The sequence below is a fragment of the Pseudomonas sp. NPDC087615 genome (assembly GCF_044743445.1).
Lineage (GTDB): Bacteria > Pseudomonadota > Gammaproteobacteria > Pseudomonadales > Pseudomonadaceae > Aquipseudomonas > Aquipseudomonas baetica_A.
This window is the reverse complement of the sequence record NZ_JBIUWM010000019.1, coordinates 24,864-44,849: the sequence shown is the minus strand read 5'-3', so window position 1 is coordinate 44,849 and position 19,986 is coordinate 24,864. Positions and strand designations below refer to the sequence as shown.

The 19,986-nt window shown below is 58.6% G+C and carries 13 protein-coding genes; all 13 read left to right on the top strand.

Annotated elements, in window-relative coordinates:
• Positions 1-9 precede the first annotated feature (9 nt).
• The 13 genes from flgK (at position 10) to pseC (ending at position 19,986) form a co-directional block, all read left to right on the top strand.
• Complete coding sequence (gene flgK, locus ACIOU6_RS11785) at positions 10-2,070, top strand: flagellar hook-associated protein FlgK (protein ID WP_221732006.1); 2,061 nt, start codon at positions 10-12, stop codon at positions 2,068-2,070.
• A gap of 13 nt (positions 2,071-2,083) precedes the next feature.
• A complete protein-coding gene (locus tag ACIOU6_RS11780; RefSeq protein ID WP_401136374.1) occupies positions 2,084-3,649 on the top strand; it encodes a flagellar hook-associated protein 3 in 1,566 nt (521 codons plus the stop codon).
• Between the two features lie 96 nt (positions 3,650-3,745).
• Positions 3,746-7,318 (top strand): glycosyltransferase, encoded by a 3,573-nt coding sequence (locus ACIOU6_RS11775; protein ID WP_401136372.1) that lies wholly within the window; start codon positions 3,746-3,748, stop codon positions 7,316-7,318.
• Between the two features lie 177 nt (positions 7,319-7,495).
• Positions 7,496-9,466: a calcium-binding protein gene (locus ACIOU6_RS11770; protein ID WP_401136369.1), complete on the top strand. Its 1,971-nt coding sequence runs from the start codon at positions 7,496-7,498 to the stop codon at positions 9,464-9,466.
• Between the two features lie 263 nt (positions 9,467-9,729).
• Positions 9,730-10,503: a glucose-1-phosphate cytidylyltransferase gene (gene rfbF, locus ACIOU6_RS11765; protein ID WP_221732002.1), complete on the top strand. Its 774-nt coding sequence runs from the start codon at positions 9,730-9,732 to the stop codon at positions 10,501-10,503.
• Complete coding sequence (rfbG, locus tag ACIOU6_RS11760) at positions 10,485-11,567, top strand: CDP-glucose 4,6-dehydratase (protein WP_221732001.1); 1,083 nt, start codon at positions 10,485-10,487, stop codon at positions 11,565-11,567. Before rfbF ends, rfbG begins: the two co-directional genes overlap by 19 nt.
• Entirely contained in the window at positions 11,564-12,124 is a 561-nt protein-coding gene (rfbC, locus tag ACIOU6_RS11755) for a dTDP-4-dehydrorhamnose 3,5-epimerase (protein ID WP_221732000.1), read from the top strand. Before rfbG ends, rfbC begins: the two co-directional genes overlap by 4 nt.
• Complete coding sequence (locus ACIOU6_RS11750) at positions 12,121-12,993, top strand: NAD(P)-dependent oxidoreductase (protein ID WP_221731999.1); 873 nt, start codon at positions 12,121-12,123, stop codon at positions 12,991-12,993. The genes rfbC and ACIOU6_RS11750 overlap by 4 nt, the downstream gene beginning before the upstream one ends.
• The gene (locus tag ACIOU6_RS11745; protein ID WP_401136365.1) at positions 12,983-14,053 is read left to right on the top strand and encodes a class I SAM-dependent methyltransferase; all 1,071 of its coding nucleotides are present in this window, start codon (positions 12,983-12,985) and stop codon (positions 14,051-14,053) included. Before ACIOU6_RS11750 ends, ACIOU6_RS11745 begins: the two co-directional genes overlap by 11 nt.
• A gap of 17 nt (positions 14,054-14,070) precedes the next feature.
• Positions 14,071-14,808, top strand: a complete 738-nt coding sequence (locus ACIOU6_RS11740) for a cephalosporin hydroxylase family protein (protein ID WP_221731997.1) — start codon at positions 14,071-14,073, stop codon at positions 14,806-14,808.
• A gap of 51 nt (positions 14,809-14,859) precedes the next feature.
• Positions 14,860-17,793: a TIGR00180 family glycosyltransferase gene (locus ACIOU6_RS11735; protein WP_401136363.1), complete on the top strand. Its 2,934-nt coding sequence runs from the start codon at positions 14,860-14,862 to the stop codon at positions 17,791-17,793.
• Between the two features lie 31 nt (positions 17,794-17,824).
• Entirely contained in the window at positions 17,825-18,826 is a 1,002-nt protein-coding gene (gene pseB / locus ACIOU6_RS11730; protein WP_221731995.1) for a UDP-N-acetylglucosamine 4,6-dehydratase (inverting), read from the top strand.
• A complete protein-coding gene (pseC, locus tag ACIOU6_RS11725) occupies positions 18,823-19,986 on the top strand; it encodes a UDP-4-amino-4,6-dideoxy-N-acetyl-beta-L-altrosamine transaminase (RefSeq protein ID WP_221731994.1) in 1,164 nt (387 codons plus the stop codon). The genes pseB and pseC overlap by 4 nt, the downstream gene beginning before the upstream one ends.

Sequence of the window (19,986 nt, the reverse complement as noted above, 5' to 3'; positions counted from 1 at the left end):
GTTTGAACCATGAGTTTGCTCAACATCGGGATGTCGGGTTTATCCGCTAGCCAATCTTCTTTGATGGTGACGGGCAACAACATTGCCAACGTCGATACGGCCGGCTACTCGCGCCAGCAAACCGTGCAGAACTCAAAAAGCTCGATTCAGAACGGCAACGTCTGGATCGGCACCGGTACCACCCTGGCCGACGTGCGCCGGGTGTACAACAGCTACATCGACGCCCAGTTGCAGACCACCACTTCGCTCAACAGCGATGCGGCGGCTTACCTGGGTCAGGTCACTCCGCTCGACAAGTTGCTGTCCGACAGCGGCACCGGCCTCAATGGCGCGCTGACCAAGTTCTTCGCCTCGGTGCAGAACGTCAACGCCAAACCGGGTGACGATGCGTCGCGCCAACTGCTGCTCAGTGATGCGCAAGCCTTGAGCGCACGTTTCAACTCGGTTTCCAGCCAGTTGAACGCGCAGAACCAGGACATCAACGGCAACCTGGCGAGCATGGCTGATCAGGTCAACAAACTGGCGAACACCGTCGCTCAGTTGAACCAGAAGATCTCCGAAATTTCCGGCGCCGGTGGCCAGCCCAACGAGTTGCTCGACGCGCGTAACGAGACCATTCGCCAACTGTCGACCTTTACCGGTGCGCAGGTCGTCGAACGTGGCAGCAACATGGACATCTACCTGGGCAACGGTCAGCCGCTGGTGATGGGCAGCACGGCAAGCAAGCTGGAAGTCACGCCAAGCAAAACCGACCCATCGCGTATGGGCCTGCAGCTCAATAACGGCTCCAGCACCATCGACATCACGTCGGGCATTACCGGTGGCGAGATCGGCGGCCTGCTGCGTTATCGCAGCACCGTGCTGGATCCGGCGATGAACGAACTGGGCCGTGTCGCCCTGGTCGTCGCCGATCAGATGAACACGATTCAGGCGCAAGGCATCGACAAGAACGGTGACTTCGGCGGCAACCTGTTCACCAGCATCAATACCGCTGCCAACATGGCTTCGCGCAGCACCGCCACCATCGGCAACAGCGCCGGTTCTGGCAACTTCGATGTCAGCATCGAGGACACCGGCAAGCTGACCATCAACGATTACAACGTGACCTTCACCAGCGCCACGGACTACACCGTGCAGCGTCTGCCCGAAGGCACCGCCATGGGCGTGTTCAGCACCACCACCAACCCGGCTCCGGTGATCGACGGTTTCTCCCTGAACCTCACCAACGGCACGGCAGCGGCGGGCGACACGTTCAAGATCACCCCGACCCGCAACGCCGCAGCCAACATCAAGACCGAGATGACCGACTCCAAGCGTCTGGCCATCGCGGCTCCCTTGGGCGCCGCCATTGCTCCAGGCGGTAGCGGTACGCTGACCATCCCGGCCAGCGGTCAACCGACCCTGACCACCAGTTTTGATATTTACGACGCGACCACCACCACCGCGATGCAGAACGGCATGAAGTACTCGACGCCGGTCAAAGTGGTGTTTGGTAATCCTTCGGCGGACGGTACCAGTCAGGGTTACCAGCTCCTGGATGCCCAGGGTGGCGTACTGAGCAGCGGCACCATCAAGCCGGGTCAGAACAACACGCTGAGCCTGACCGTTCCGCTCAAGGATTCCACTGGTGCGGCTATACCGCCGGCGCCCGCTACTCAGTACACCATCGGTTTTGACATGACCATTGCCGGTTCGCCCAGCTCCGGTTCGGCGATCAACGTATCGCTCAGCCAGCCAGGTACTCTGGACAACCGCAACGGCACCACGTTGGCAGGCTTGCAAACCAGGCAGACCGTCGATACCGGTTCGGCGAGCAAAGGTATCTCCCTCACCGACGCCTACGGCAAGCTGGTCGAGGGCGTGGGTGCGAAAGCGGCACAGGGCAAACTCGACAGCGCGGCCACCGACGCCATTCTGGCCAACGCCAAGGGGGCGCGTGATTCGCTGTCCGGCGTCGACCTCGACGAAGAGACCGGCAACCTGGTCAAGTTTCAGCAGTACTACACCGCGTCCTCGCAGATCATCAAGGCTGCGCAGGAAATCTTCAGCACACTGATCAACAGTCTTTAAGGGGTCGTAAACCATGCGCATTTCTACCAGCCAGTTTTACGAGTCCTCGGCAGCCAATTATCAGAAAAACTTCGCCAATGTGGTCAAGAGCAGCGAAGAGGCCAGCAGCCTGATTCGTGTCAACACCGCGGCAGATGATCCGGTCGGCGCCTCGCGTTTGCTGCAGTTGGGTCAGCAGGCTTCGATGCTGGATCAGTACGAGGCCAACGCCACTACGATCAAGGGAACGCTTGGTACGACCGAATCGGTCATGACCAGTATCACCAACGTGTTGCAGCGTGCCCGTGAATTGGCCGTCGGTGCCGGCAACGCCGGTTACACCGATGCCGACCGTCAGGCCAACGCTTCCGAGTTGGGTCAGATCGAAGAGCAACTGCTCAGTCTGATGAACAGCCAGGATGAGAACGGCAAGTACATCTTCGCTGGTTCCAAGGGTGATACCGTTCCGTTCACTCGTAATGATGACGGTACTTATAGCTACAATGGCGACCAGGTGACCCTCGATCTGGCGATCGGTGACACCATGAAAATGGCCACCAATACCACGGGTTGGGAAGCTTTCCAGCAAGCGATCAATACCAGCCGCAGCCAGGTCACCATGACTGCGCCAGCCGTGGATGACGGTCGCGTGACGTTGTCCAATGGTCAGGTCTCGTCGAGCGTCACCTACAACAGCAAATTCCGTAGCGGCGAGCCGTACAGTGTGGATTTCGTCAGCGGTACCCAGCTGAAAATTACCGATTCGGCCGGTAACGATGTCACTGCTGAGGCCAGCCAGGGTGGTACGTTCGATCCGACCAACAAGGCCGGGCAGACGGTCAGTTTTCGCGGCGTCGACCTGAACCTGAACATCAACCTGAATACCGGTGACGTTCCGGGCACAGTGTTGCCAGGTCACACGTTTACTCTGGCGGCCAAGCCGGATTCCTTCACGGCCACGCGCAGCCCGGGCAATCCGTCTTCGGCGCAGATCACCGATAGCAGCATTACCGACCCGGCGGCTTACCACGCGAGTTTCCCGACCGGCTCGGCGGTGATCAAGTTCACCAGCGCCACTGCGTTCGATTTGTATGCTGCGCCGCTGACCGCTGACAGCAAACCGGTATCCAGCGGCACCATGGCTGGCAATGTGGCGACGGCTTCTGGCGTGAGCTTCACCCTGGCCGGCACGCCTGGCGCCAACGATCAATACAACGTGGCCGTCAACACTCACGAAACCCAGAACATTCTGGACACCGTGAGCCAGTTGAAGAGCGTGCTCAACACCCCGACCAATGGTGATCCGATCGCCACGCAGAAGCTGCAGGCGGGGCTGGCTTCCGGTATTGCCAACCTGGCCAGTGGCACTGATCAGTTGTCCAGCGCACTGAGTTCTGTGGGCGGCCGTGGCTCTGCTCTGGCAACCCAGAGCGACACTAACCAGTCACTGGTGCTGGCCAACGCTCAGACGCAGTCGTCGATCCGTGACTCCGATCCCGCTGAAGTGATGACCCGTTTGACCTTGCAACAAACCATGTTGCAGGCTTCACAACTGGCCTTCAGCAAGATTGCGCAACTGGGCTTGTTCAACAAGATCTGAGCCTGTGCCTGTCGAGCTTTCAACCGTCTTTTCCTAAGCGGTTACTGGGCTCCTGCCTGAAAAGGGCAGGGGTCCGCCGCTCGAGAGTTTCCCGCCGTGAATCAACATCCCCTCGTCAGCATTGTCATTCCCGCCTACAACCCACGCTTCTTTGATCAGGCTCTGGTCAGTGCGCTCGCGCAGACTTACGAGCACCTCGAAATCGTCATTTGCGATGATTCGGCCGACGAACAGATTCGCGAGATCGTCGAGTCATTTGCCGAGCCGATGCATCCGATCCGTTATCTGCGTAATGCTCAGCACCTGGGCCTGCAGAAAAACATAATGCGGTGCGTCGAGCAGGCGCGCGGTGAATTCATCAAGGTGCTGTGCGATGACGATCGACTGTTTGCGCCGAGTATTGCCTTGCAGGCGCAGGTGTTGATCGAACATGCCGATGTCACTGTCGTGTTCGGGTTACGCATGTTCAGTGATGCCGGCAATTTCATCTTGCCGCCGCGAGTGGACAACTGCCGCTTTTCTCCGCAGGACGCCGTGCTCAAGGGCGATGACATGCTGGCGATCTTCGAAGGCACGCCGAAAAATTTTCTCGGTAACTTCAGTTCGGCCTTGATGCGTCGTGCCGACGTGCTGGAACTGTTGCCGGCGCTGATTCAGGAAGGCGCAGGTTTTGTCGCCATGCTCGACTTCGCGTTGTTCGTGTGCCTGATGCGTCGAGGAAATCTGGCTGCGCTGAGTACGGTGTTGAGTACAGAGCGCTTGTATCCGGATCGCTTGAGCAAGACCCCTGAAATGCTCCGCGCAGCGACAGTTGAATGGAGCTGGCTGACGCAAATGCTCGCCGCTCGCGCAGGTGAGGCCGCGCCAGCTTCAGGTTGGGTGCGCTACATCGAGCTGTCGAAAATCACTGATCAGCCCCATGCCTGGGGAGAGCTGTGTGTGGTGCGAATTCTGGGCAACCGCAACACGGTGGTGAATGGTCGGGTGGGAGGTGAAAGCGAAAGCTACGCCGACTTCTATCGCGAATGGCTGGCGATTCGGCGATTCTCGCAGGTCGAGCAGCAACTGATGCCGCAGCGTATTGACCGCTGGCCTTCGCGCGCGAAAATTGTACCGATCATCATCGACAGTGAAGCCGATGCACACGGGCTGAAATTGACCCTGCAAAGCCTGGAGGCTCAGCTGTATCCGCCGCAAGCTGTTCTGGTGTTGTCGGACGCGGTTTGTTCGGCCGGTGAACGCGTGCTGCAGCTACCGTTTCAGGCTGACTGGGTGCAGCAACTCAACGCTGTAGTGCCACAGCTGGAAGGTGCGCAATGGTTCTACCTGTTGCGCGCCGGTGACAGGCTGGCCGAATCTTGCTTGCTGATTCTGGCCGAGCGCATTGCCGGTACGCCGGGCATGCTGTGTGCCTACAGTGACGAGGGTGCGCTGGTCGACGGTGAATCCATCGATCCCGTATTCAAACCCGATTTCAATCTCGATTTGATGCGTGCCTATCCTTATGTCGGGCGCACGTTGGCATTTCAGTGCCAGCGCTTCATGGAATTGGGTGGTTTCGATCCGGCTCTCGAGCAATTGGCGCCTCATGATCTGTTGTGGCGTCTGGTGGAAGAGGCCGGTCCACAGTCCATCGAACACATCGCTGAAATCCAGGTCGAGTCGCTCCTTACCTATGCTGACTGGTTGTCGTTGCCTGCGGTGATTGAGCACAACGCCGCCCTGGTGGCGGCGCACCTGCAGCGGATCGGTGTGCCCCATGCTATTCGTCACGACACGTTGCCGCTGATCAATCGTGTCGACTACTTGTTGGATGCTCATCCCAAGGTGTCGATCATCGTTCAGGCAGGCGACTCGTTGCATGCGTTGCAGCGTTGCGTCGAGAGTGTGATCGAGCGCACGACCTACGGCCAATATGAAGTCCTGATGGTCGACACCGGGGCCGGTGATGCCGCCATGGCCCAGTGGCTGGACGCCATGGCCGAGCTCGGCGCCGCGATGCTGCGCGTGCTGCGTTATGCGGGTGACGCCAATGATGCGGCCATTCGCAACTTTGCCTCTGAGCATGCTTCAGGCGAGTACCTGTTGCTGCTTAATGCCCACAGCGTGATCACTGAAGGCGACTGGCTTGATGAGTTGCTCAATCATGCGCGACGTCCGGAAGTGGCAGTGGTCGGTGCGCGCATTCTCAGTCCTGAAGGTTCGATTGTCAGTGCGGGGCTGATTCTCGGGCTGGCCGGGCCGGTGGGTTCGCCGTTTTATGGTGAGGCCGCAGCCTCGCGCGGCTATATGCAGCGTCTGCATGTCGCGCAGAACTGGAGTGCGGTCAGCAGCCATTGTCTGATGGTGCGCAAGCAGGTATTCGAGGAGTTGCAACAGTTCGACGGAGAGTCCTTCAGTCTGGGGTTGAGTGATGTCGATCTTTGTCTGCGCGCCGGTAAGGAAGGTTATCTGGTGGTGTGGACGCCATACGCCAGCGTGTTGCTGATGCCCTGCGAAACGGCGGCGCCTGCCTCCGCGACCGTCGCGTTGCGTGAGCAAGAGCAAGAGACGTTCTATCGTCGCTGGCTGCCGGAGGTCGCTAAGGACCCGGCCTACAGTCCGTCGCTGAGTCTGGGGGTGTCGAGCTTCAGCCTGGAACCTTCACTGCGCAACAACTGGAATCCTTTCTGCGCCCGCGATTTGCCGTTGGTACTCGGTCTGCCGGTCAACAGTTCGGCGGTTGGCTTTTACCGGGTTACCGCGCCGCTGGCCGGGCTCGAGGCGGCCGGGCGCGTAATCGCCCGGGTAGCTTATGAGTCACCGTCAACTGTCGAGATCGAACGCCTGTCCCCGGACACTATCGTTTTGCAGGGGCGCTACAGCGAAGGCGCTGCCGGCGACATCTTGCGCATGAAGAAATACTCCGGTGCCTTGCGCATTTTCGAGCTGGACGACTACATCGTCAGCGCCCCGAAGAAGAACACGCACGCCCGCAACAAGCCGGTCAATACCGAGCAAATGCTGCGTGAGGGCATTGGTTTGTGTGATCGGGTAGTCGTGACCACGCAACCTCTGGCTGATGCACTTTCGAGCATGCACAGCGAGATTCGTATCGTGCCGAACATGCTGCCGCCAGAGCCTTGGGCAAACCTGACCAGTCAGCGTCGTACCTCAAGAAAGCCGCGGGTAGGCTGGGGTGGCGGCACCAGTCATACCGGGGATCTGGACGTCATTGCCGACGTCGTGCGCGAACTGGCCGATGAGGTCGAATGGGTCTTTTTCGGTATGTGCCCGGAAGGCTTGCGTCCATACGTGCACGAATTCCACTCGACCATCAGTCTGCAAAGCTATCCGTTCAAACTGGCGAGCCTGAATCTCGATCTGGCCTTGGCACCGCTTGAGTTTCACATCTTCAACGACTGCAAGAGCAACCTGCGGCTGCTCGAGTATGGCGCCTGCGGCTACCCGGTGATCTGCACCGACACCGAGGCCTATCGCGGCCACCTGCCGTGCACCAAGGTCTACAGCAACAGCACGGCAGAATGGCTGCAAGCGATCCGCATGCATCTCGCCGACCCGGACGCCAGCTACCGCATGGGCGATGAATTGAAAGAGGCGGTGCACCGCGATTTCATGTTGCGCGGTGACAACCTCAATCATTGGTTGTGGGGCTGGTTGCCGGATTGATCTGATTTCGACGGGCATAAAAAACGCAGATGACCTCACGGTTGCCGGCGTTTTTTTTGGAGGTCTTGATCTCAGTCTTTGGTGCTGTCGGTCCATAGATTTCAAATACGTGCCCACTTAAGTGAGGAGTGCCTCGCTCCAGGGACAGGATTCAACAACAACGCAAGGAAGGAACACATGGCAGTGATCAATGGAACGACTGAAGCAGACCACCTCATCGGTACTCCTGACAATGACGAACTCTACGGGCTGGAGTCCGGGGATTTGCTCTATGGGGGGGAAGGGGCTGACCTGCTGAATGGCGGTGAGGGCTTTGACTGGGTCGATTACCGTGGTTCTGCCGCAGCGATCAGCATCGAGTTTCAGGATGGTTCGGTGATCGCTCATGGTGGTGAAGCTGAAGGCGATACGTTGATCGAAATTGAAGGCGTCATGGGCACTCAATTCGACGATACCTTCATTGGCAATATCGCTGGACTGACTCTGGATGGTCAGGACGGCGATGACATCTACATCATTGGCAGCGATAACGTAAAAATCGTTGAAGGAGTAGGTGGTGGATATGACGAGCTGCGCACGACGCTCAACAACATGCAGATGGACGCGTGCGTTGAAAAAATGACCTTCACCGGCACCGGCGATTTCACCGGTTATGGAAATGCCGGTGACAATCTGATCATTGGTGGTGCCGGCAATGACCTGCTGTTCGGGGGAGACGGCGCGGATCACTTTGTTGGTGGTGAGGGTTTTGACACGGTCAGCTACGCCGACAGTAGTGAAGGCGTATTCATTGATATAGCGCAAGGCTGGATGTCTACCGGTTTCGCCAACGGTGATACGTTCACCGGAATCGAAGCCATTCAGGGTTCAGACTTTGACGATGTACTGTTCGGCAAGGAAGCCGGACAAGCGTTCGATGGTGGCGATGGCTACGACGTTCTGAACTATTCCGATTCATGGGAGGCCGTCAGTGTTGAGCTGCGCATCGGTGGCCTGGTCAGCAATGTGGAAAAAGTCGTCGGCTCTTTGCAGGACGACCATTTCACGATCGACACCGGCGGCGTAACGGTTGACGGTAGTCAGGGCAATGATGTCTACACCGTCAACGCGGCGGGCGTGACCATCATTGAACAAGAAAACGGCGGTATCGACGAGTTGTACACCAATCAGTCCGTGATGGTCCTGGCCGCCTCGATCGAAAACCTGACCTACACCGGTAGCCATGATTTCATTGGCTACGGCAATGCCGACAACAATGTGATAACCGGTGGTGCGGGCAATGATCTCCTGTATGGGGGAGATGGCGCCGACACATTCTACGGTGGTGCCGGACTGGATATCGTCAGCTATGAGGACAGCGACGCTGGGGTGCACGTCACGTTCTATGGCAGCTCTCTCACCGGCATTGCTGTGGGTGACTACTTCTATGACATCGAGGGGCTTCGTGGGAGCCGGTTCGATGACATGCTCGACGGTGACGGCGCTGACAATTATCTGGAGGGTGGTGCGGGCAACGATGTGATTCGAGGAAACGAGGGCGCGGATCACATTTATGGTGGTCTGGCCTCTGGGCTTGATTCGCAGGAGCTGCAGGCCGACTGGTTGTCCGGTGGCGAGGGAGACGATGTCATCGTCAGTACCGGCAACGATCTGGGCACGATGGCCAGTGGCGATGAAGGAAACGACATCGTCACGGTCAGTAGAGGAAGGGCTTTTGGTGGTGACGGCAATGATGTGCTGACCGGCACCGGATCCGATTACTTTCTGTCTGGAGGTAATGGCGATGACCTGTTGATCCTCAACTTGGCGGGGCGTCAGGGATCGGGCGGACTGGCTCGCGGTGGCGAAGGTGATGATACCTACGTGGTGAACGCTACCGGGCTAGTGACCATTGAGGAACTTGGCAGCAGCCTCAACGATACGCTGGTGCTGAACACCATTGCCAATGCCAGCCAGTTGAATGTTTCCCGGATTGGCAATGATGCCTATTTGCACAGCGCCAACGATGGCAGTAACGGTGTGCCTGTCAGTGGCGTGAAGCTGCAGAACTGGTACGCGAATGGCAACACCATCGAGCATATTCAGACGGCTGACGGGCACGTCTACGATTTGCCGGCCATCGGCGATGCATTTGCCATGTTCGGCTGATTGCCTGATGTCTTCGATCTGTTGAACGGATCGGTCAAAGGGATGAATCCGCTGTCGGATTCATCCCTTTTTTTCGGCCCGACAAGCTCGCCGTCGCAACGTCTGTGTAGCTGGCGCGTTTCCTGCAAGTCCCCCTCAAATCGCCATAAAACGAGCGCTCGCGGTCATTGCAGCGGCGCCCGGATCGGCAAAAGGTTTAGCCAGTAGGCCCGCAAAGCTCAAGAAAGCTGCGCGCAGCCCGGTGAAGAACAAGAGGGGAGACGATGAAGGCAGTTATTTTGGCGGGTGGCCTCGGCACGCGCATCAGTGAAGAGTCGCATCTCAAGCCCAAGCCGATGATCGAGATCGGCGGCAAGCCAATTCTCTGGCACATCATGAAGCAGTATTCCGCCCACGGAATTCACGACTTCGTGATCTGCCTGGGCTACAAGGGCTATGCGATCAAGGATTTCTTCGCCAACTACTTCCTGCACACCTCTGACGTCACCTTCAACATGCGCGAGAACCGCATGGACGTGCACCAGAACTACAGCGAGCCGTGGAGCGTCACGCTGATAGACACCGGCGAGGAAACCATGACCGGTGGTCGTCTGCTGCGTGCCGCGCGTTATCTGCAAGATGAAGAGGCGTTCTGCTTCACTTACGGCGACGGCGTTTCCGACATCAACATCGCTCAGCTCGTCGATTACCACAAAGCCCACGGTCGTCTGGCGACCGTCACCGCCGTGCAGCCACCCGGCCGCTATGGTGCCCTTGAACGTCAAGGCGATCAGGTGCTCGGTTTCACCGAAAAACCTCGTGGCGACGGTGGCTGGATCAACGGCGGCTTCTTCGTGCTCTCGCCAAAAGTCCTGCCGTACATCACGGGTGACGAATCCACCTGGGAAGCCGAACCCTTGGCTCGTCTGGCCGAGGACGAACAGTTGAAAGCCTTTGAACACGAAGGCTTCTGGCATCCGATGGACACCCTGCGCGACAAGAATCACCTCGAAGCGCTGTGGCAGAGCGGGGAGGCCCCATGGAAGCAATGGGCCTGAGTGCGGATTTCTGGCGTGGCAAGCGTGTACTGGTTACCGGGCATACCGGTTTCAAGGGCAGTTGGCTGACCCTGTGGCTGCAAAGCCTCGGCGCGCAAGTCAGCGGTTTTTCCCTCGATCCTTCGACTGAGCCGAGCCTGTTCGAACTGGCGCGAGTCCACGAAGGCATCAACGATCAGCGCGGCGATCTGCGTGATCTCGGCGCCTTGCTCGAAATCATCGCCGACACCGAGCCGGAAATCGTCTTGCATCTGGCGGCTCAACCGCTGGTGCGCGAAGGCTATCGCGATCCGCTCGGCACTTATTCCAGCAACGTGATGGGCACGCTCAATCTGCTTGAAGCGATTCGTCAGGTCGGTTGCGTGCGTGCTTGCGTACTGGTGACCACGGACAAGGTCTACGCCAACAAGGAATGGCTGTGGCCGTACCGCGAAGACGAAGCCCTTGGCGGACATGATCCTTACAGCAGCAGCAAGGCTTGCTGTGAATTGTTGGCGCAGTCTTACGCCGCCTCTTTCTTTGCGGCAGACAAGTACGCCGAGCACGGTCTGGCCCTGGCCACGGCGCGTGCCGGCAATGTGTTGGGCGGCGGTGATTTCGCCCCAGAGCGACTGATTCCCGATGTGCTCAAAGCCTGGACGGCAGACGAGCCAGTAACCCTGCGTTACCCGCAAGCCGTACGCCCATGGCAGCACGCGCTGGAGCCGCTGGCCGGTTACCTGCAACTGGCCGCCGGCCTTTACGAACAAGGCCCGGAGTATGCCGGTGCGTGGAACTTCGGCCCGAGCGAAGCGGACATGTGCAGCGTTGGCGAAGTGGTCGAACTGCTCGCCAGCCGCTGGCCGCAGGCCCGTGGTCTGCGCATTGAACCAAGTGAACTGCACGAGGCCGGCCTGCTGCGTCTGGACAGCAGCCGCGCGCGCCAACTGCTCGGCTGGCAACCGCGTTGGAACTTGCAGCAATGTTTGGCTCAGACCCTCGACTGGCACCTGGCATGGCAGAGCGGTGATGACATGCGCGCAGTGACCCTCTGCCAACTGAACCTGTATAGGGGGCGGTCATGACTGATTTCACACTACAGTCCACGAAGCTGGAAGGCTTGTACCTGATCCAGCAAAAAGTCTTTTGCGATGATCGCGGACGGTTTGCACGACTGTTTTGTCAGGCGCGTCTGACCGCGCAGGATCGTCCGTTTGCAATCCGTCAGATCAACCATTCGCGCACCGTGGAAAAAGGCAGTGTACGCGGTCTGCATTACCAGAACGCCGGGTACGCAGAGTCCAAACTGATCACCTGTGTGCGCGGTGCTGTGTGGGATGTGGTGGTCGATCTGCGGCCACAGTCACCGACGTATTTGCAGTGGCATGCCGAGGAGTTGCGTGCCGATGACGGGTGCAGTCTGCTAATCCCGGCAGGGTTCGCCCATGGTTTTCAATCCCTCACCGATGACTCTGAAGTGCTCTATCTGACAGATGCCGATTATGCGCCGGATCATGAGGCAGGGCTTTCAGTAAACGATCCCGCGCTCTCGATCAATTGGCCTCTGCCCGTCAAGAACTTGTCGCCCAAAGATGCAAGCCATCCTTTGCTTGACAACAATTTTCGCGGAGTCGAACTGTGACAGACCGCGCCACGAATGTGCTTGTGACCGGCGCCACCGGATTTGTTGGCCGGCACCTGGTCAGCGCCTTGCTCGCTAAAGGTTTCGGGGTCCGTGCGGTATCGCGCAACCTCGAAGCGGCGCGTGCGCTGCCCTGGTTCGATGATGTCGAGTTTATCGCTGCCGATATCCATGCAGCGGATCTGGACGTACTCAGCTTGGCTGACGGAATGGACGCCATCGCGCATCTGGCCTGGAGTGGTCTGCCGAATTATCAGGCGCTGTTTCATTTCGAGCGCAATCTTGCGCTCGATTACACCTTTCTCAAGCGTGTGATCGGGGCTGGCGTCAGTCAGGTGCTGGTGACAGGAACCTGTTTTGAATACGGGCTGCAAAGTGGCCCGTTGAGTGAAACGGTCGTTGCAATGCCTTGTACGCCTTACGGATTGGCCAAACATACATTGCGGCTGTTCCTTGAAGCCTTGCAGCGCGAGCACACATTCACCTTGCAGTGGGCGCGCCTGTTTTATCTGCATGGCGAGGGACAAAACCCCAATAGCCTGTTGGCCAGTCTTGATCGGGCCATTGATGCGGGTGATGCGCAGTTCAACATGTCGGCGGGAGACCAGTTGCGCGATTACCTTGAAATCACTGAGGCGGCTTCTCAATTGGCGACGCTGATCACCCGTCGCGATGTTGACGGCGTGATCAACTGCTGCAGCGGTCTGCCGGTGTCCGTGCGCGCCCTGGTGGAACAACGCGTACATCAGCGCCAATCTTCCATTGCCCTGAATCTGGGGCATTACGGTTATTCCGCACACGAGCCCATGGCGTTTTGGGGTGATGACCAGCGGATTTCAAAACTGAAGGGTGAAGTCTATGCAGCATGAGCTCTATCGGGCTAGCGGTCTGCCAGTGCTGCAAAACCGCACGTTTGCCACTGCGCAGCAGGCACAGGCTTCGTACAGCGCGGATATTGTGCTGGTGCAAGATGACCAGAGCGGTCTTATCTTCAATCAGGTCTTCGACGCCAGCAAACTCAGTTACGACGTCGATTATCAAAACGAACAGGCGCATTCAGTGCAGTTCCGGCAGCACTTGAACGCTGTCGAAGCGATCCTGGAACGTCACTTCAAGGGCCAGAACCTGATTGAAGTAGGCTGCGGCAAAGGCTACTTCCTTGAAATGCTCCGCGGCCAGGGTTATGCGATTACCGGCATCGATCCTTCCTACGAGGGTGACAACGCCGATGTGATCAAAGCACCGTTCACCCGCGATCTTGGCCTGTCGGCTGATGCGATCGTGTTGCGCCACGTGCTGGAACACATCCAGGACCCGGTAGCGTTTCTGGCGGAAATGGCGGCGGCCAATCAGGGCGGGCAGATCTACATCGAAGTGCCGTGCTTCGATTGGATCGTCGAGCACAATGCCTGGTTCGACGTGTTCTATGAGCACGTCAATTACTTCCGTCTTGCAGACTTGAGCGCGATGTTCGGGATCGTACACGAGGCTGGTCATCTGTTTGGCGGCCAATACCTGTACATCGTCGCCGACCTTTCGACGTTGCGCCGCGCGCCGGCCGAGGCGCCGCAGTTACTGACGCTGTCGAACACCTTCACCGCCAGCCTCAAGCGCGCCGTGCAAATCATTCAGGCCGCGCCCGCACAGGGTTCGGCGATCTGGGGCGCGTCGTCCAAGGGCGTAATCTATTCGCTGGCCTTGCAGCGCGCCGGCGTGGCGGTCGATCGCGTCGTCGACATCAATCCAGCCAAACAAGGGCGTTATCTGCCGCTCAGTGGTGCGCGGGTGTCCTCTCCGCAGGAAGCCATGGACGCCTTGCCCGAAGGCGCCAACCTGTTTGTGATGAACTCCAATTACCTCGAAGAGATCAAGCGGATGACCGGTGGACGTTATGTCTATCACGCCGTCGACAGCGCTTCGTTTCAGTGAACCTTGAGAATTTTCAAATGACCGACAACAGCATCCATAAAGCCTTCGAAGCCGAATGTCAGGAAGAGATCGCCCGCCAGGGTGATGACCAGAAAGTCGTAGCACTGGCCCGCGACTTTTTCAACGAATCGGCTCGTCACAAGTACAGCTACCACTTCTCGTGGATGGGCCGCCCGATCATCCAGTTGCCTCAGGACATGATGGCAATGCAGGAGATCATCTGGCAGGTCAAGCCGGATCTGGTCATCGAGTGTGGTATCGCCCATGGTGGTTCGATCATCTACTACGCCTCGTTGCTGGAGCTGCAAGGCCACGGCGAAGTCCTGGGCATCGACCTCGACATCCGTCCGCACAACCGTGAGGCCATCGAAAGCCACCCGATGGCCAAGCGCATCAAAATGATCGAAGGTTCGAGCATTGATCTGGCGACGGCGGAAAAAGTCCGTGCCATCGCTCAGGGCAAGAAAGTCATTCTGGTGCTCGACTCCAACCACACCCACGACCACGTCCTCGAGGAGCTGCGCCTTTACGCACCACTGGTTTCTGTGGACAGCTACTGCGTGGTGATGGACACCGTGGTTGAAGACATGCCGGCCGATTTCTTCCCGGATCGTCCATGGGGGCCGGGCGACAACCCGAAAACCGCAGTATGGAAATACCTGGAAGAGAACAAGGATTTCGAGATTGACCAGCAGATGCAAAACAAGCTGCTGATCACTGTGGCGCCGGACGGCTATCTGCGTCGCGTTCGTTAATCAAAAACAGTTTCAGGCGTCAGGCGACTGGCCGGTTGTGGGGATAGGAAAATGCAGGTTCAAAGCAGTACTCAAACCAACGTGACACCGCTGAACGAGCTGTTCACGGTGGTGATCATCACCCACAACCGCAGTGCGTTCCTGCGACGCACCTTGCACTACTACAGCACTTACCCGGCCAAGGTGCTGGTTCTCGATTCGTCCACCCAGCGTGATGAAAACATCGAGAACGATTTTCCATTTGCCGACTATCGTCATTTGCCTCAGTACACCTACAAAGGCTTGCAGGACAAGCTGACCTGGGGCGTGCAGCAGGTGACCACGCCATACATGGTGTTCGCCGCCGATGATGATTTCCTGCTGCACGCAGCGCTGACCGAGTCGGTGAACTTCCTGCATGCCAATCCCGATTACGGCTTGTGCCACGGTTACGGGATCATGTACCTGACCCGCGACACGGAAGTGAATTACTTCCGGCGTGAAAGCAAGGTCCACGAAGACTACAACAGCGAGAACGCCGAAGATCGTGTGTTGCAGTTCATGGATAATTTTCTGCCGCCGTTCTACGCCGTCACGCGTACCGATCTGCTGCAAAAATGGTATGGCCTGCTGCCGCCGGGCACGGGTTTCGAATGGCAGGAAATCGGCCATACCTTCTATCTTCTGTCCTGTGCCAAGGCACGTATCCTGCCGATTCCGTATGCCGTGCGCGAGTTGAATTACGGCGCCTCTGAGCACAACACCAACGTGTTGACTGTGCTGACGTACAAAGATGCAAAAACCGTCGCAGAGCGCGAACAGTTTGCCCAGTTCCTTGCCTCCATCCCGACACCGCTCAGCGACAAGCCTGCCGCCGAAATCAAGCAGATTGCTCTGGACAGTTTCGCAACGATGGCGGAGTGCCTGGTCGCAGGGCGTACGCTCAAGGGAACGCTGATTATTCGCTCGTTCTGGCGTGAAGCCGCAGAGGTGCCCGTGCGTATGTTCGGCCCGGAGCAGTTCGTCGAAATGCCGTTCTACAACAAACCGGTGTTCGACTTGTTGACCGAGTTCGAATTTCTCCTGCACGCGATGCCGGCCGGCAAGCTGCAACTGCAATTGCTCGAAGGGATTTTGCTCAAGCAGCATGAGCTGCTGCGGGTCCATCCCAACGATAACGAGCGCACCTTGCGCGCCCGTCTGTGGGAAGCGCTGAGCCTCAATGCGTTCAACCGTACTGTCGTCAGGCGCCTCGTCGAGTCGCTCAAGGACGCGGACGAACCCGAGGAGCTTGCGAAGCTGCAAGCCTGGATGCAACGTCTGGATAGCGTGCCGGGGCAGGACGATCGTCAACTGTTCGAAAAGATGCCATCCGGCCAACTGCTGCAATGGCTCGAAGCGCGTAATCCGCAGCCGCAAGAGCTCGCCGCGATCACCCAGTCCCTTGGTCAGCAGGGCGCAGGTCCACGTTTCGGCATTCTGTTGCTGGATCTGGACGCCGACATGGTCAAGCTTCAAGCCACGTTCGACAGTCTGGTCGGTGGGCACTGCAAGGCATTCAATCTGGTGGTGTTCACCACTGGTGATTTGCCGGCCACCACCACCGTGCATGACACCGTGCACTTCGTCAAAGTCAGCACCAGCAACTACGTCACGAAGATCAATCAGATCATTGAGCAGTCTGGCGCCGACTGGATGCTGATGGCCGAGGCTGGCGATCAGTTCACTGCCAGCGGGCTGCTGCGCGCCAGCCTCGAGCTGCAAGGCGTTGAAGGCTTGCGCGCTGTCGCCATGGACGAGTTGCATCGTAACGTCGAGGGGGCTCTGAATGATGTGTTCCGCCCAGGGGTCAACCTGGACTTGCTGCAAAGCGTGCCGTCGTTGATGGCGCGTCACTGGTTGATCAACCGTCAGGCGTTGGTTCAGGCGCAGGGTTTCACGCCCGAATACACTCAGGCTCTGGAGTTCGATCTGTTGTTGCGCCTGATCGAGGACGGTGGCCTCGGAGGGCTGGCGCATCTGGCCGAACCGCTACTGATTTGCAACGCGCCTGCCGAGGAAGAGAACGTGCAGGAGCGCCAGGTGCTGACCCGTCATCTGGCAGCACGCGGGTATCGCGCTCAAGTCAGTTCGGCACTGCCGCAAACCTGGCAGATCGACTATCAACATTCGGCTCGTCCGCTGGTGTCAATCATCCTGCACAGCCAGGATAACCTCGAACCACTGCAGCGAGCGCTGGTCAGCGTATTGCAGCGTACCCGCTATCAGCGCCACGAGATCCTGATTGCTGACAACCATAGCCAATCCGAAGCGTTGGTGGCTTGGCTGGCCAGCCTGGAAGGCAAAGGCGAGCGCCTCCGGGTATTGCGCAGCGATCAGCGTTTGAGTGCCTCGGCTTTGACCAATTTCGCCAGCGCTCAGGCAAAAGGCGAATATCTGGTGCTGCTCTCTGCCGAGGCCGAAGTGGTCAATGCCAACTGGCTCGAAGCGCTGGTCAACCAGGTGCAGCGTCCGGAGGTCGGCATCGTCGGTGCCAAGCTTATGGATGGTCGCGGTGTCACCACCCAGGCAGGCCTGATACTGGGGCTGAACGGTGATTTGGGCTCCGTATTTGTCGATGAGCGAAAAGAAGCCAAGGGCTACCTCTTCGGTCATCAAGTCGAACAGAACTATTCTGCGGTATCGGGCGCCTGCCTGATGATTCGCAAAGCCGTATTTGAAGCTGTCGGCGGTCTGGATGAGGAGCATTTTGCAGACGTTTTTGCCGATGTCGATCTGTGTTTGAAGGTCTCTGATGCCGGTTATCTGGTTGTCTGGACGCCGCAAGCTCAACTGCTGCATCCGGGGTTGTTGCCTGAGGACGTCCAGGCGCGCGCTGCACTGCGTGACAAATGGCAAGCGCGCTTCGCCCATGACACCGCCTATAACCAGAACCTTTCCCTGACCGGCAAAGGCTTCACCCTCGGCGCAGCCTCCAGTGTCGACTGGGCGCAGTTGCTCGCTTAAGCCAGACGCTCAGGGAAACAGGACTCAAGACATGTTCAACGGTAAATCGATTTTCATCTCCGGCGGCACCGGTTCGTTCGGTCGCAACTTCATCCGCCGCTTGCTGGAGCAATACCAGCCCAAGCGGGTGGTGGTTTTCTCGCGCGATGAACTCAAGCAATACGAAATGCAGCAGACGTTCAACGCGCCGTGCATGCGTTACTTTCTCGGTGATGTGCGCGATGCCGACCGTTTGCGTCAGGCCATGCGCGGCATCGACTACGTCGTGCATGCCGCTGCGCTGAAGCAAGTGCCGGCAGCGGAATACAACCCGACCGAGTGCATTCGTACCAACGTCAACGGTGCGGAAAACATCATTGCCGCCGCCATCGACAATGGCGTGAAGAAAGTTGTCGCGCTGTCCACCGACAAGGCTGCCAGCCCGATCAACCTGTACGGCGCGACCAAGCTGCTGTCGGACAAACTGTTCGTTGCCGCCAACAACATTGCCGGCGAACAGCAGACCCGTTTTGCCGTGGTGCGATACGGCAACGTGGCCGGCTCGCGGGGTTCGGTGGTGCCGTTTTTCAGCCAGTTGATTGCCGATGGCGCGCAGGAGCTACCGATCACCGATGAGCGCATGACGCGTTTCTGGATCACGCTGGATCACGGCGTGCAGTTTGTCCTCGACAGCTTTGCGCGGATGCACGGCGGTGAAGTCTTCGTGCCGAAGATTCCGTCGATCCGCATCGTCGATCTGGCGCGGGGCATGGCCGAGCACCTGCCGCACAAGAATGTCGGTATTCGTCCGGGCGAGAAGCTGCACGAACTGATGGTGCCGCTGGACGATGCGCGGATGACCCTGGAATTTGCTGATCACTACACCATTGAGCCGTCGATCCGCTTCACCAGCGTCGATGTCGATTTCGCCGTCGACAAGCTGGGCGAACGCGGTCAGCCGGTGAGCGAAGATTTCGAATACCGCTCCGACACCAACCCGCATTTCCTCTCGGTGGGGCAGATCGCTGACCTGCACGCGAAGCTTGCGAAATGATCCCCTACGGTCGGCAGAGCCTTGATCAGGCCGATATCGACGCAGTGGTCGAGGTGCTGAAATCTGACTGGCTCACGCAAGGGCCGACCATCGAGCGTTTCGAGCAGGCGATGGCCGAACGTTGCGAGGCCAATTACGCCGTGGCGGTGTGCAACGCCACGGCGGCGCTGCACATTGCCTGTCTGGCGGCGGGGCTTGGCCCCGGCGACCGCTTGTGGACTACGCCGAATACCTTTCTGGCGTCGGCCAACTGCGGTCGTTACTGTGGCGCCGATGTCGACTTCGTGGACATCGATCCGCTCACCTGGAACCTCGATGCTTTTGTGCTGGAAGCGAAGCTGGAGCAAGCCGAGCGTGACGGCAAACTGCCCAAAGTGCTGGTGGCGGTGGCGTTCTCCGGGCAAAGCTGCGACATGCGCCGGATCGCCGACCTGGCGCAGCGCTACAACTTTACCGTGATCGAAGATGCCTCCCACGCGGTCGGTGCCTCGTATGCCGGGCGCCCGGTGGGTTGCGGCGAATTCGCGGCGATGACGGTGTTCAGTTTTCATCCGGTGAAGATCATCACCAGTGCCGAGGGCGGCATGGTGCTGACCAATCGCCCGGAACTGGCAGAGCGCTTGCAGCGCCTGCGCAGCCACGGCATGACCCGTGATCCGCAGCAAATGACCGAGCCTGCCCACGGCCCGTGGTATTACCAGCAGATCGAGCTCGGCTTCAATTATCGGATCACGGATCTGCAAGCGGCGCTGGGCTTGTCGCAACTCGGCAAGCTGGATGAGTTTGTCGCCCGCCGTCGTGAACTGGCGGCACGTTACGAGCGTTTGCTGGCTTATTTGCCGCTGACCTTGCCCAGCGCTCAGGTGGAGGCTCAATCGGCGTGGCATCTGTACGTCGTGCGTTTGCAGACGGATCGCATCAGTCTCAGCCACCGTCAGGTGTTCGAAGGTTTGCGCGCGGCCGGGGTCGGGGTGAATCTGCACTATATTCCCGTGCACTTGCAGCCGTACTATCGCGACCTGGGTTTTGCCGAGGGAGATTTTCCCGAAGCCGAACGTTACTACGCAGAAGCGATCAGCCTGCCGCTGTTTCCACTGCTGACGGATGAACAACAGGACTACGTGGTCGAGCAACTGCGACGGCTGGTTCTTGAGGAGTAA